This is a genomic window from Micromonospora sp. NPDC049891, from assembly GCF_040660295.1.
Lineage (GTDB): Bacteria > Actinomycetota > Actinomycetes > Mycobacteriales > Micromonosporaceae > Micromonospora.
On record NZ_JBFAML010000011.1, the window covers coordinates 183858 to 197596 of the forward strand.

Consider the following 13739-nt stretch of genomic DNA (forward strand, 5'->3'; position numbering starts at 1 on the left):
CCGGCCCTCCGCCGGGTGAAACGCCACCGTGGGGCCGGACACGTCACGCCCCGGCAGACGTCATGCCGCAGCTACCCGGCGCCGCGGCAGTTGGTGGCGCAGCTCCGCCAGTGGGGGCCGTTCCGCCACGGCCACGTCGCTGACCACGATTTCCCGGTCCAGGTTCGGCAGCGCGTCGGACCCGCCCCGGCGGAACTGGGTGAGCAGGGCGGTGGGCAGCACGTCCGGGTTGGCCCAGCCCCGGCGCTGCAACCGCGACCAGGCGGTGAGCATGATCTGGGCGGACATCCGGCCCAGCGCGGCGGTGTCCTGATGCCGGTGCTTACGCTCACCGAGATCCACCTGGGCCAGCGCGTCCAACCCGACGAGTTCGAGCAGGTCGATGAGCATGGCGGTCTCGACGCCGTAGCCGGAGACGAACGGCACCCGCGCCAGCACCTCGCGGCGGCCGGCGTACTCACCGGCGAGCGGCTGCACGAATCCGGCCAGTTCCGGCCAGAACAGGTTCAGCATCGGCCGGGCCATCAGCTCCGTCACCCGGCCGCCCCCGTCGGCCTCCACGCCGCTGGTGCTGACCAGGGGCCGGTGGTAGAAGCCCTTGACGAAGTCGACAGACGGGTCGGTCAGCAGTGGGCCGAGCAGCCCGGTGACGAAGTGCGGCCGAAACTCGCGCAGGTCGGCGTCGACGAAGGCGACCACGTCACCCTCCGCCGCGGCCAGGCCGGCCCAGAGCGCGTCGCCCTTGCCGGTCAGCCGGGGCAGCCCACGGGTCATCGCATCCTGGCTGACCACCTCGGCGCCGGCGGACCGGGCCACCGCCGCGGTGCGGTCGGTGGACCGCGAGTCGACCACGATCAGCTCGTCGACAAGCGGTACCCGGTCCATCAGGTGCTCGCGGATGGTCGCCACGATCGCCCCGACGGTGGCTTCCTCGTTGCGCGCCGGCAGCACCACGCTGACCCGGCTGTCTCCCTTGGCCCGCAGCAGCCGTCGGGTCGGCCAGTCGGCCGCCGAGGTGGTCCGATAGGTGGCCCAGGCCTCCACCACCGGCGAGACCAGAGATTCGTTGTCGTGCACAGGCACCCCCTCGTCGGCGGGAAGACCGGGAGATGGATTTCCCAGCACCCCGCACGCTAACCGGACCGGTACCCCAGCTTGATCAGCGCTGTGCTCCCGCCACGTTCCCAGCTGATGAACCTTTGATTGCGCCCACCAGCCATCCCGATTTCCGCGATCTTGCACTTCTGGTCGTCCTTATGTACCGGACATCCCTTATGTCGAGACAGAAAGTGCAAGATCGCGCGGATTCGGAGGGTCGGGTGGGACGTTCAAGATCGGCGCGGTCGCGTACCGTTGCGGCTCATGGGTGTGTCGCAACGGTTGAAGACCAGGTTCCGCCGGTTCCTCCAGCGCCCGGGGACCACGGTCGATCTGGCCCCGCTGGAGAAGCTGCTGCCGGTCATCGAGGCCCGCGAGGAGGAGATCTCGGCGTTCGACGACGCCGAACTCACCGAGGCGGCGGCCACGGCGTCGAGCTACGAGGAGATCTGCGCGCTCGGTCGTGAGGCGGCCCGCCGGGGCATCGACCAGCGTCCGTACGATGTCCAGCTGTTGGGCGCCATGTCGCTGCTCTCCGGCAAGGTCGCCGAGATGGCCACCGGTGAGGGCAAGACGCTCACCGCCGCGATCGCCGCGTACGGGCACGTCCGGCTCGGCAACGGGCCGGTGCACGTGCTGACCGTGAACGACTACCTGGCCCGCCGTGACGCCCAGTGGATGGAGCCGATCTACACCCTGCTCGGGCTGACCGTCGGCTGGGTCAACGAGGCGTCCACCCCGATCGAGCGGCGTGCCGCGTACGCCTGCGACGTCACCTACGTGTCGGTGAGCGAGGCCGGTTTCGACTTCCTCCGCGACCAGCTCGTCACCGACATCGAGGACCGGGTGCAGCGCCCGCTGCGCACCGCGATCGTCGACGAGGCCGACTCGATCCTGATCGACGAGGCCCGGGTGCCGATGGTCCTCGCCGGCTCGGTACCCGGCGAGCAGGACCCGGTGCACGCCGCCGCGGCGCTCGTCCGCGGCCTGCGCAAGGGCCGGCACTTCACGGTGGCCGAGGACGGCCGCAGCGTGGCCTTCACCTCCGCCGGCCTGGCCGCCGTCGAGGCCAAGCTCGGCATCGACCTGTACGACGAGGAGAACGTCGAACAGCTCTCGGCGGTCAACGTGGCGCTGCACGCGCACGCCCTGCTGCACCGGGACGTGGACTACATCGTCCGGGACGGCACGGTCGAGCTGATCGACGAGATGCGGGGCCGGGTCGCCCAGCGCCGCAGGTGGCCCGACGGGCTCCAGGCGGCGGTCGAGGCCAAGGAAGGGCTGGACGCGTCGGCGGAGGGCGAGGTGCTGGGCACCATCGCCGTGCAGGCGTACGTCGGGCTCTACCCGATGGTCTGCGGCATGACCGCGACCGCGGTGCTCGTCGGCGACCAGTTGCGGGAGTTCTTCGGCCTGGAGGTCGCGGTGATTCCGCCGAACACCCCGTGTGTCCGCGCCGACGAGCCGGACCGCATCTACGCCACCCGGGCGGAGAAGGAGGAGGCGCTGATCGACGAGATCCGGCGCTGCCACGCCGACGGGCGGCCGGTGCTGGTCGGCACGCTTGACGTCAAGGAGTCCGAGCAGTTGGCCGCCGGGCTCAACGCCGCCGGGGTGCCGTGCGTGGTGCTCAACGCGAAGAACGACGACGAGGAAGCGGCGATCATCGCCGAGGCCGGCGCGTTCGGCGCGGTCACCGTGTCCACCCAGATGGCCGGCCGGGGCGTGGACATCCGCCTCGGCGGCAGCGACCAGTCCGACCGGGAGCGGGTGGCCGAACTGGGTGGCCTCTACGTGATGGGCAGCGGCCGGCACGACAGCCGCCGCGTCGACGACCAGTTGCGTGGTCGGGCCGGTCGCCAGGGCGACCCGGGTGGGTCGGTCTTCTTCGTCAGCCTGGAGGACGACCTGGTCGTCCGCCACGCCGGGGACTCGGTGCCGCCGTCGCCCCGGATGAACGCCGACGGCCTGGTCACCGACGCGCAGGTGGATTACGCCGTCGAGCACGCCCAGCGGGTCGCGGAAGGGGTCAACCACGAGATCCACCGCAACACCTGGCGCTACAGCGTGGTCATCGAGCAGCAGCGCAAGGCTCTCGCCGAGCGTCGGGAGCGGCTGCTGACAAGTGATGTCGCGGCCCTGATGCTGCTGGACAAGATGCCGGAGAAGGCCGGCGAGATGGACGAGGACCTGCTGGCGCAGGTGGCCCGCTCGATCGCGCTCTACCACCTCGACCGGCTGTGGGCATCGCACCTGGCCGAGCTGTCGGAGGTCCGCGAGGGCGTGCACCTGCGGGCCCTGGGACGGCTCGACCCGCTCGACGAGTTCCACCGCGCCGCGGTTCCGGCGTTCACCGAACTGGTCCCGGCGATCGAGGCGCGGACGCTCGCCACCTTCGCCGAGACCGAGTTCGACGAGGACTGGGAGCCCGACGCGGCAGAGCTGGTCCGGCCGAGCGCCACCTGGACGTACCTCGTGCACGACAACCCGTTCGGCTCCGAGTTGGACCGGCTGATCGCCTCGGTCGGGCGCCGGCTCAGCGGGGCCGGTTCCCGCTGAGGTCGTCCGGTCCGGCACACCCCTCCCGGCGGCACCCGTACCCTGGGAGGGGCCCCGGTTTGCGCCGTTTCGACCGTTGTCGGCGCGGGTAGTAGGGCGATCGTGATGTCGAGAGGCGGCTCCAGCGCGGGGGCCCAGCCGAGGAGGAGACGGGTGGCGACGCTGACCTGGCGTACGGGAGTCGCGGGCCGGTGAACCTGGAGACACGTGCACCGCTGGCGGGGACGCTCGGCGTGCTGGAGACGGCTGCCCTGCTGCGCGAGTTGACCGCCGGGCTGATCGCTGTGGACGACTTCGACGCGGCGCTGTCCGCGCTGGTCCGGATCACCCGGGACGCCCTGGCGGGGGTCAGCTGGTGCGGGTTCACCGCGCTGCGGGCCGGCGAGCCGGCGGGCGTCGCCGCCTCCGACCCCAGGCTGAGCGGGCTGGACGACCTGCGGTACGGCCCGGACAGCCCGGCGATGGACGCGATCCGCCGCCGGGAGATGGTCGGCGCGGAGGAACTGGGCGTGGAACCGCGCTGGCCGGACTGGACACCCCGGGCCCGTGAACTGGGCGTACGCGGGGTGATCTCGGCGCCCGTCGACATCGACGAGCAGGTGATCGGCGCGGTCAACCTGTACGCCGCCGAACCCGACGCGCTGACCCCCGGCCACCAGTTGACCGCGATGCTGCTCGCCGAACACGCAGGTCTGCTGCTGGCGGCGGTACGCGACCGGGAGAAGCGCGCCGCGTTGACCGTGCAGCAGGACAGCGCCCTGCTCAACGACGGCGTGATCGGCCAGGCCGTCGGCGTCATCATGACCCAGCGCGGCTGCCCGGCCGAGGACGCCCTCGACGTGCTGCGCAGCGCGGCGTCGTCGCTGTCGATCCCGCTTCGGGAGGTGGCGGAGCGACTCGTCAGCACGGTTTCCCGGCCCCGGGACAACTGACCGGAGCGTGTCGTTTCGCCCGGGTGGCGCCCGGGTAGCACCCTGGGCTGATGGACTGAGCCTATCCAGGGGGACCACGATGCAGAGCCGGCTGCGGGTGCAGGGACACCCCATCCAACCGATGCTTGTCACTTTTCCGTACGGGCTCTTCGTCTGTGCCGTAATCTTCGACCTCGCCGACGTGGTCGGCGGTCCGGTCTTCCTCGGCGAGGTCGGTTACTGGACGGCGGTGGCCGCCCTGGTGGCAGCGGCGTTGACGGCCGTCGCCGGGATGGTCGACCTGTGGGACGTGCCGCCGGACCGCACCCGCCGCACGGCGATCAGCTTCAACGTCGTCAACGCGGGCATGGCCGGGCTGTTCCTGCTCTCCTGCCTGGTCCGGGCGGACGCGACGAACCGCGGTGCCACCCCGGCGCTGCTGGTGGTCGAGATGCTCGCCCTCGCCGTCGGTGGCGTGGGCGTACACCTCGGCGCGCGGCTGATGCGCCACTTCGAGGCCAGCCGTCCCGAGGCGAGAAGCGTCGAGATCGTCCGCGGCGTCGACGCCCCCACCGTCGAGGTCGTGCGGCCCCGCCCGTAGAGCGCCCGCCTCGACGTGACACTTGGCGCCGTCGTCGGCTGACCGAGCTCTGCCTGCGTCGGATAAGGCGTTGCCGGAGCGCGTCCGGGCGGACACGCTGGCAGCCGTGCCACGAGAGACGAGCTTCGAGGATCTGATCGCCGAGGGGGCGGCCGCCCCGGTTGAGGGGTGGGCGTTCGACTGGCTCGCCGGGCGGGCCACGGAGGAGCGCCCACCCTGGGGCTACGCGCGGCTGGTGGCGGCCCGGATGGCTGCCGTCGACGCGGCGTTGGACATCGACACCGGCGGGGGAGAGGTGCTGGCCGAGGTACCCCAGCCGCCTCCGCTGCTGACCGCGACCGAGGCGTGGCCGCCGAACGTGCCGGTGGCGCGGGCCAACCTGGCTCCGCTCGGGGCGAGCGTGGTGGCGGTGAACGGCGAGGCCCCGCTGCCGTTCCGCGACGCCGTCTTCGACCTGGTGGTCAGCCGGCATCCGGTGCGCACCGACTGGCCCGAGGTGGCGCGGGTGCTGCGCCCGGGCGGGACGTTTCTGTCCCAGCAGATCGGTCCGGGGACCGTACGCGAACTCAGCGAGGCGGTCCTCGGCCCACTGCCGCCGCCGGTGCACCGCCATCCGCGGCACGCGGTGGCCGCCGCCCGGGCGGCCGGCCTGACCGTGGTGGACCTGCGCGAGGCGACGCTGCGGACGGTCTTCCACGACATCGGCGCGGTGGTCTGGTTCCTGCGCAAGGTGATCTGGACGGTGCCCGGCTTCACCGTGGCGGCGCACCGACCCGCGTTGCGGCGCCTGCACGAACGGATCCGCGCCGAAGGCCCGTTCGTCGCCCACGCCCGCCGCTTCCTCATCGAGGCCAGAGCGTAGGCAACGCCCCGGCGCCGCCACTCGCCCACGCCAGGGTCACGCCGCTGCCGCTGCCGGTGGTGGTGGCGCGGCAGCCGCCGGGGCTTCGACTCGCCCGGCTGAGTCGGCGAGTGGCGGCCTAGCTGGAGCGCAGGAGTGCGAGCATCTCGGGCAGGTCGAAGAACTCGGCGGTGGCCACCGCGGACGGATTGCCGCCGTCGGGGTCGGCCCCGGCGTCGAGCAGTGCGCGTACCGCCTCGGTGTTGCTACGGAACACCGCCGCGGCCAGCGCTGTCTGTCCCCGGTCGTTGGCCCGGGAGTGATCGGCCCCCCGGTCGAGCAGCGCGCGCACCGTCTCCGGGTGGGCGTGATACGCGGCCAGGATCAGCAGGCTGTCACCCTTGTGGTTGGTCAGGTTGACCGGCAGCCCCGCGTCGACGTACCCGGCGAGTTCCGTGGTCGCGCCGTCGCGCGCCAGGTCGAACATCCGGTGCGCGAATTCCAGGGTCTCGGCGTCGAGTTCGTCGCTCACCGGTTCAGGTTAGTCGGCGCCGCCGCACCGCTCGCGACCGCCGGCCGATCAGGTGATCATCGTCGGCCGCCGCGCCGTACCGTCATCGCCCGGCCACGACCGGGTGACCGGCGTGAGCGCACCGTCCCAGATCGTAGGAATGCCTACTAAACCTATAGGGTTTATCTTCTAAGCTGGTCGAGACAGCCACCGACGACCGTCGCGAGGACCCGATGCCTTCCGTACCCGCCACCGAATCGGACCTGCTCGCCGTCGCCCGGCGCTGGGCCGCCGATCCCGCGAGCTGGCCGGTGCCGGTGCGCTTCGACCCCACCAGCCGGTGGTACGCCCGGCTTGCCGTCCACGACGACCACGAGGTGTGGGCGCTGAGCTGGCTGCCCGGTCAGGGCACCGACCTGCACGACCACGGCGGCTCCTCCGGCGCCTTCCTGGTGGCCTCGGGAACCCTCACCGAGGAGACCGTCAGCGGCGGCCGGCTGCGCCCGCACCTGCTCGCCGCCGGTTCCGGCCGTCGCTTCGGCCCTCGGCACGTCCACGTGGTGACCAATCGGCACGCCGATCCCGCGGTGAGCGTCCACGTCTACCGCCCGGCGCTGCGTCGGATGGTCCGCTACCACCTCGTCCAGGGCCGGCTACAGGTCGCCGAGGTGGCCGAGGCCGGCGTGGCATGGTGAGACGCCGACCGGCAAACCGCCCCACGTCCGGTACCGATGATCTTCCTTGGAAGGAACCGCCGATGTCACATATCGATTCCACCACCGGCTGTCGGGCACCGGTGCCACCCCCGGGATCCAGGGGGATAGCCGAGATCCTCGCCGCCGCCCGCGTCCGTCTCGACCGCTTCGACCCCGAGCGGGCGCACCTGGCGTACCGTGCCGGTGCCCTGCTTGTCGACATTCGTCCCGCGGCGCAGCGGGCGGCGCACGGCACCGTCCCGGGTGCACTGGCCATCGAGCGCAACGTGCTGGAGTGGCGGCTGGACCCCCGGTGCCCCGCCCGGCTACCGCAGGCGACCGGCTACGACCTGCCCGTGGTGGTCCTCTGCCAGGAGGGCTACACCTCGTCGCTGGCCGCCGCGTCGCTCCAGGATCTCGGGCTGCACCGGGCGACCGACGTTATCGGCGGCTTCGCCGCCTGGCAGGTCGCCGGCCTGCCCGCGTTGGGGCCCACCGCGCCGACCGCAACGTCCATTCTCGCGCCCCCGGCGACCGCCGGTCGGGCGTCCCGCTGAACCGCCACGCCCACCCGGCGTGGCGGTGGTAGTCCCAGGAGGCCACCGTGTCCGTCGTCGCTCTCGGCCCGCGCCAACACCCGCGCCAACACCCGCCCCGGCACACCAACCGGATCCGGCTGGTGCGGCCGCGCACCCGGCCGACCCTGACCATCACCGTCGACCTCGCGTCAAGCCCGATGAGCCCACGGCTGAGCCGGCTGCTCGAACTGCTCGGCGAGATCGCCGAGTCGGGGGAGGGGCGACTCTCCCGGACCGACGACGTCCCGGTCACCGTGGCGGACCCGAACCTGGTCCGGATTCTCACCGGTCCGCGCGCCGTACGCCAGGGCGACCGGACGATCCCGCTGACCCGGATCGAGTACGACCTGCTGCTCTTCCTGGCCGAGCGGCCCCACCGGGTGTTCACCCGGCTGCAACTGCTGCACTCGGTCTGGGGCCACGACCACGCGGTGGCCCGCACCGTCGACGTGCACGTTCGTCGGCTGCGCGCCAAGCTGGGCGCCGGTACCCCGTTGCTGACCACTGTCCACGGCGTCGGGTATCGCCTCGCCGACGAGGCGCCGGTGATCGTCGAACGCTGAATCCGGCCGGGTCGGCCGCCCGTCGCCGGGCGGTCCGAGTGGCGGCACCGCTGTCCCGTCCGCGTGACGGTCATCGCGTGGGAGCGCGAACAGCCGACGTCGCGGTGGGTGTGGACATCCCGCCCCGAAGGCCGCGAACGGTGACGACCACCCCCCGTATCAGGTCAACTTGGCGACTCTGCTGTAATCATCTGGCCTCGTACGCAGAGCGAGCGGACGGCTCCGATGTGTCGGTCAATTGTCACATTCATGCAACGCAGCCGCCCCTTGACCCTCGCACGGGCGCCGGGAAGCATCGATAGAGCGGCGTCCCGGGGCCGTGGGGAAAACCCGGACCAGCCAAGGAGGACCATGTCGGTCAGCCCCGCTTCGTCGCGCGCCGGATGGCATACGTCCCAACCTGCGGTGCCCGGTCGGCCTCCCGGCGGTCAGCGTCGTCCCGCCAACACCGCCGCCCCCGTGCTCACGGTCACCCTCTCCATCCCTCTGGCGTGTGAGGAGTCGCTGACGCCGGCCGCGCGTCGGCTGCTCGACGCGGCGCGGGAGATGCTGGAGCGGGGCGAGGGCACCATCACCACAGTCGGTCCGGTCGTGCCGGAACGCCGCAGCGAGGCGGTGCCGGCGGGTCGTACCCCGGCGCGGCAGCTCGCGCCCGCCATCCCCACCCTGCACATTTTGGCGTCCTCCCGGTCGGTGCTGCGCGACGGCGAGCCGTTGCCGCTGACCCGGCTGGAGTTCGACCTGCTGCTGCACCTGGTCGCGAACCCCCGGCGGGTCTTCACCCGACTCCAGTTGCTCAACGCCGTCTGGGGTTACGAGCACGCCGGCGTACGCACGGTCGACGTGCACGTGCGTCGGCTACGCGGCAAGGTCGGCGTCGACGTTCCGCTCGTCACCACCGTCTACGGCGTCGGCTACCGGCTGGCCGACGACGCCCGGGTGACCCTCGACCGCGCCGGCTGACCCGCCGGCGGACCGGGTGAGCGGGCCCGGCTCGGCCGGGGCGGGCGTGACGGCGCCGACCAGCGGGCACCATTGGCGGATGCGCGTGCGTCCCATCTCACCGCCGCTCCTGATCACCGAGCTGGCCGACCGGCTCGCCGGTGCGGTGTCGAAGGGACGGCTGCGGGTCGCGGTGGACGGTGCACCGGCCGCCCGCCCCGATCACCTGGCTGACGCCCTTGTCGATCCTCTGCGCGCCCTCGGCCACCCGGTGCTGCACGTACGGGCCGACGATTTCCTGCGCCCGGCCTCGCTGCGCCTGGAACGGGGCCGGACCAACCCCGACGCGTACTACGAGGGCTGGGTGGACGAGACCGGCCTGCGCCGGGAGGTGCTGGACCCGGCGGGGCCGGACGGGCACGGCAGGGTGCTGCCCTCGCTCTGGGACGCCCGGGCGGACCGGGCCAGCCGAGCCGCGTACGTCGACCTGCCGCCCGGCGGGGTGGTGCTGGTCAGTGGTGCGTTCCTGCTCGGTGGCGCGCTGGCCTTCGACGTCGTCGTGCACCTGGAGATGTCGGCCGCCGCGCTGCGCCGGCGCACCGACCCCGAACTGGCCTGGACCCTGCCCGCGTTCGACAGGTACGCCGCCGAGGTCGCCCCCGCCAGTTTTGCCGACGTACTGGTCCGGGTCGACGATCCGCGTCGCCCGGCGCTTGTGGAATCCGTGGACGGCTCGGTTTGAGCCGTGGGCAACGAGGGTAAACGCGGGGCTCACAGCGCCCGGGTGCGATGACTTGGGCGGTATGACCGGGTGCGGACCGACCCGCCCGCAGCGACCATATGGCCCAGGAAAGGCAGGCAGCGATGCTCGTCCACGACACGGTCGGCACCAGCCGATCCCAGGCGGAGATCGACCAGATCCGGCTCTCCCTGCAGGCCCGCCACGACGAGCTGACCGAGGAGTACCAGCAGGCGGTGCAGCAGAGCCAGGTGCTGCGGCTCGTCGAGGTCGGCGACACCGCCGGCGACGACCAGGCCGACAGCGGCACCAAGACGGCCGAGCGGGACACCGCGCAGTCACTGCTGCGGACCATCCTGGACCGTCGCGCCCAGTACGAACACGCCCTCGCCCGGCTCGCCGAGGGCACCTACGGCTTCTGCGAGGGCTGCACCGCGCCGATCCCGGTGGAACGGCTGGAGATCTTCCCGTCGGCCACCACCTGCGTCACCTGCAAGCAGACGCGCGAGCGTCGGGCGGCCTGACCCGCGACGGTTGCCGGTCGGTCCGGGACAGGGTGGACTCCACCCATGGGTGAGATCATGGTGGGCACCGCGTCCTGGACCGACCGGACCCTGCTGGACTCCGGCTGGTACCCCCAGACCGCTGACACTCCGGAGAAGCGGCTGGCCTATTACGCCCGCCAGTTCCCGCTGGTCGAGGTCGACGCCACCTACTACTCACCGCCCGCGGAGCGCACCGCGAAGCTGTGGGCCGAGCGGACCCCCGCCGGCTTCACCTTCAACGTGAAGGCGTTCAGCCTGCTCACCGGCCACCCAACCCGGGTCAGCGCGATCTACAAGGACCTGCGGCCGGAGACCGACAAGCGCAACCTCTACCCCGACGACCTGCCGCCGCAGGCGTACGAGGAGGTCTGGACCCGCTTCCTCAGCGCCCTCGACCCGCTGGTCGAGGCGGGCAAGCTCGGCGCGTTGCTGTTCCAGTTCCCGCCCTGGTTCACCATTCGACGCGACAACAAGCAGTACCTGCTGGAGGTGACGCGGCGCTGTGCGCCGCTGCGCCCGGTGTTCGAGTTCCGGCACGCCTCCTGGTTCGACGGCGACAACGCCGCGGAGACCCTCGACTTCCTGCGCGAGCACCGACTCGCGTACGTCAGCGTGGACATGCCGCAGGGCCACCGCTCCTCGATCCCGCCCGTGCTGGCCGCCACCTCGGACCTCGCGGTGGTGCGTTTCCACGGCCACAGCGACAAATGGACCAGCAAGGACATCCACGAGAAATTCGGCTACCACTACTCCGCGCGGGAGCTCAAGGACTGGGCGCCCAAGCTCCGCGAACTGGCCGGCGAGACCGAGCAGACCCACGTTCTCATGAACAACTGCTATCGGGACTATGCGCAGCGGAACGCGCAGCAGTTACAGGCCCTCCTAGCTGCGGAGACGTGAAGCCGGACCTCGAAGCCGCCTTGGTACATCGGAGATAGTGCCGATAGCTTCCGCTCATGCCTCACCCCGATTTCAGCACGCTCGCCGATTCCTGGGAGCTGTCGCTCCGCGCCGACGCCTACGCCGAGAACACGATCAAGTCGTACCTGCGGGCGCTGCGGCACCTCGCCACCTCGCTGCCGCCCGACGTCGCCCCGGATGAGGTGACCCGCGATCACATCCGGGCGTGGATCATCCACCTCCGAAACACGACATCCTCGGGCACCGCCCGATCCTGGTTCGCAGGCGTCCGGCACTTCTACCGCTGGCTCGTCGCCGAGGGCGAGAGCGACACCGACCCGACGGCCGGCATCCGCACCCCGCCCCCCAACCAGCCGGTGACGCCTACGTTGCCCGACGACGCGATCAAGGCGCTCCTGGGCACCTGCGCCGGGGGCGACTTCACCGCCCGCCGCGACGCCGCGATCATCTACGTCCTGATCGACTGCGGCCTGCGGCTGGCCGAGGTCACCGGCCTTACCGTCGATGATCTCGATATCCGGTCGCGGACGATCACCGTCGCAGGGAAGGGCAGCAACAGGTCCGGGCCGCGCCGCCGCACCGTCCAACCCGGCACCAAGGCGATGCGCGCGCTGGACCGCTACCTGCGGGAGCGGCGGCGGCACCCCTACGCCGAGCTGCCTGCGCTGTGGCTCGGCGGCAGGGGCAGGCCGACGCTGACCAGCGACGGCATCAAGGCCATGTTGCAGCGGCGGGCCGCAGCCGCCGGGATCGGGCACATTCACCCCCATCAGCTACGGCACACCTGGGCGGCAGCATTCCGGGCGAAGGGAGGGGAGGAGGGCGACCTGATGGTCAACGGTGGCTGGCGCTCCCGGTCGATGCTGGACCGCTATGGCGCGGCGACGGCGGCGGAGCGGGCACGCGCGGCGAACGCCCGCCTCTCCTTGGGCGACCGCCTGTAGACCGATGTACCGTAGCGCCGGGGGTGGGCACTGGCACGCCTGCCCTTGCACTACCCGGCCATGCCGTCACCCCTGAGACGGCGCGGACGGGCTTCCAACTAGAGGTAGTGGCCGCCACGCGGACCAGCGGCCCTGGCATCTCCATGTGTTGGGAGCACCGTCCCCGATGGCAGCGAAAGATCCTGATGTCCGACGCCTGACCGCCCGCATCGGCGGGCTCACGTCCTGGGCAAACACCTCTGACCCCGCCGCCCGCATGGCGGCTACCTGGCGGGGGCGCTCCGCTCGATTCGAGCGCCTCGTTGATCCTGACGGCACGATGGACCCCGCCGAGCGTGCCCGGCGGGCACGGCAGGCTGAGGCCGCTCACATGGCGCGGCTGTCGCTGAAGGCGGCGCAGGCTGCGAAGGCGCGAGCAGCCGCTAGGGCGAAGCCCGACGCCGAGGGCGGGGCAGCAGCGTGACCGGCATGTGGAGCCCGCTGTGCTACCTCGACAGTCCCGATCGGCGTCCGGTCTCCTCGTACCAGTCGACGCCTGCGGCCCGGCGGGACATCTACCGAAGGTGGATCTCCGCCGGATACGTCGCCGATCTCGGCGAGGCGGTTCGGCGTGACGAGGCGCAGCGGCAGCGCTGGATCAGCTATCACCGCGCACACCCGAGGCGGGACGTCCAGGACGCAGCGCTCCTGCGGGCGTCACGGCGACAGCGGAGGATCAACGCCGCCCGCACCGCCCTGCTAGCTGCGGGCGCGGCGTGCCACTACTGCGGCGGCGGGCACCGCCTCGGCGTTGATCACGTTCGCCCGCGCTCCCAGGGCGGCACGGACGCGCCGTGGAATCTGGTCCTCGCCTGCGTGCGGTGCAACTCGGCGAAGGGCGGCAAGACCGTCGAGCAGTGGAGGGCGCAGCGGGCAGCGGCAGGGCTGCCGTGGCCGCCTGTGTGGCCCGCGCGCCCGCAGGCACCAGACACCCGGCAGGCAGCGGCGTGAGCGGGAAGCAGTCCACCGGCACCGCCGACTCCCGGGAGTTCCGGTCCTGCGCCTACCAGGCCGCCGTAGGTGCCCGCTCCTGCGAGGCCCTGATCGCGGCCCGCCGCCACGGGCTGACCTACGAATCCGACCGGGCGGCGTGGGCCGACCTCCGGGAGGCCGCCGACCGGCTGGTCGCGCTGATCGCCGCGCACGCACCCGCACCTGACGCCGAGTCTGACGACGGCGGATGAGACACCGCCGCCCTCCCGGTGATCAAGGCCGGGAGGGCGGGCGGCGGATTAGCCACCTACTGCACACA

The 13739-nt window shown here is 72.0% G+C and carries 16 protein-coding genes; 14 read left to right on the plus strand and 2 right to left on the minus strand.

All coding sequences use genetic code 11. From position 1 onward, the window contains the following. Positions 1-60: 60 nt before the first annotated feature. Positions 61-1044: a glucosyl-3-phosphoglycerate synthase gene (locus AB0I71_RS17080; RefSeq protein ID WP_357585623.1), complete on the minus strand. Its 984-nt coding sequence runs from the start codon at positions 1042-1044 to the stop codon at positions 61-63. Positions 1045-1362: 318 nt separating this feature from the next. Between AB0I71_RS17080 and secA2 the strand changes: the two genes are divergently transcribed. The 4 genes from secA2 to AB0I71_RS17100 all read left to right on the plus strand — a co-directional run bounded on the left by secA2 (position 1363) and on the right by AB0I71_RS17100 (position 6031). Continuing rightward, entirely contained in the window at positions 1363-3657 is a 2295-nt protein-coding gene (secA2, locus tag AB0I71_RS17085) for an accessory Sec system translocase SecA2 (protein ID WP_357585578.1), read from the plus strand. A 191-nt stretch (positions 3658-3848) separates the two neighbouring features. After that, positions 3849-4589: a GAF and ANTAR domain-containing protein gene (locus AB0I71_RS17090; protein WP_357585580.1), complete on the plus strand. Its 741-nt coding sequence runs from the start codon at positions 3849-3851 to the stop codon at positions 4587-4589. Positions 4590-4668: 79 nt separating this feature from the next. Beyond that, entirely contained in the window at positions 4669-5169 is a 501-nt protein-coding gene (locus AB0I71_RS17095) for a DUF2231 domain-containing protein (protein ID WP_357585582.1), read from the plus strand. A 106-nt stretch (positions 5170-5275) separates the two neighbouring features. Further along, complete coding sequence (locus AB0I71_RS17100) at positions 5276-6031, plus strand: class I SAM-dependent methyltransferase (RefSeq protein ID WP_357585584.1); 756 nt, start codon at positions 5276-5278, stop codon at positions 6029-6031. Between the two features lie 118 nt (positions 6032-6149). On the opposite strand, the gene AB0I71_RS17105 is transcribed toward AB0I71_RS17100, so the two are convergent. After that, complete coding sequence (locus AB0I71_RS17105) at positions 6150-6542, minus strand: ankyrin repeat domain-containing protein (protein ID WP_357585586.1); 393 nt, start codon at positions 6540-6542, stop codon at positions 6150-6152. 212 nt (positions 6543-6754) lie between these two features. Here AB0I71_RS17105 and AB0I71_RS17110 point away from each other — a divergent pair, with 212 nt between their 5' ends. The 10 genes from AB0I71_RS17110 (at position 6755) to AB0I71_RS17155 (ending at position 13671) form a co-directional block, all read left to right on the plus strand. After that, positions 6755-7216 (plus strand): cysteine dioxygenase family protein, encoded by a 462-nt coding sequence (locus AB0I71_RS17110; protein WP_357585588.1) that lies wholly within the window; start codon positions 6755-6757, stop codon positions 7214-7216. A 62-nt stretch (positions 7217-7278) separates the two neighbouring features. Next, positions 7279-7773 carry a rhodanese-like domain-containing protein gene (locus AB0I71_RS17115; protein ID WP_357585590.1) on the plus strand — a complete coding sequence of 165 codons (495 nt, stop codon included), beginning with the start codon at positions 7279-7281 and terminating at the stop codon, positions 7771-7773. 47 nt (positions 7774-7820) lie between these two features. Next, positions 7821-8357, plus strand: coding sequence for a winged helix-turn-helix domain-containing protein (locus AB0I71_RS17120; RefSeq protein ID WP_357585592.1), 537 nt, complete (start codon positions 7821-7823; stop codon positions 8355-8357). A 351-nt stretch (positions 8358-8708) separates the two neighbouring features. Beyond that, positions 8709-9320, plus strand: coding sequence for a winged helix-turn-helix domain-containing protein (locus AB0I71_RS17125; protein WP_357585594.1), 612 nt, complete (start codon positions 8709-8711; stop codon positions 9318-9320). Positions 9321-9399: 79 nt separating this feature from the next. Beyond that, positions 9400-10041, plus strand: coding sequence for a uridine kinase (locus tag AB0I71_RS17130; RefSeq protein ID WP_357585596.1), 642 nt, complete (start codon positions 9400-9402; stop codon positions 10039-10041). Between the two features lie 122 nt (positions 10042-10163). Continuing rightward, on the plus strand, positions 10164-10562 hold the full coding sequence (locus tag AB0I71_RS17135; RefSeq protein WP_099851628.1) for a TraR/DksA C4-type zinc finger protein: 399 nt from the start codon (positions 10164-10166) through the stop codon (positions 10560-10562). Between the two features lie 45 nt (positions 10563-10607). After that, complete coding sequence (locus AB0I71_RS17140; protein ID WP_357585598.1) at positions 10608-11483, plus strand: DUF72 domain-containing protein; 876 nt, start codon at positions 10608-10610, stop codon at positions 11481-11483. Positions 11484-11539: 56 nt separating this feature from the next. Next, positions 11540-12448 (plus strand): tyrosine-type recombinase/integrase, encoded by a 909-nt coding sequence (locus AB0I71_RS17145; protein ID WP_357585600.1) that lies wholly within the window; start codon positions 11540-11542, stop codon positions 12446-12448. Positions 12449-12916: 468 nt separating this feature from the next. Further along, on the plus strand, positions 12917-13438 hold the full coding sequence (locus tag AB0I71_RS17150; RefSeq protein ID WP_357585602.1) for an HNH endonuclease signature motif containing protein: 522 nt from the start codon (positions 12917-12919) through the stop codon (positions 13436-13438). Further along, positions 13435-13671: a hypothetical protein gene (locus tag AB0I71_RS17155; RefSeq protein WP_357585603.1), complete on the plus strand. Its 237-nt coding sequence runs from the start codon at positions 13435-13437 to the stop codon at positions 13669-13671. Before AB0I71_RS17150 ends, AB0I71_RS17155 begins: the two co-directional genes overlap by 4 nt. The last annotated feature ends 68 nt before the right edge of the window (positions 13672-13739 follow it).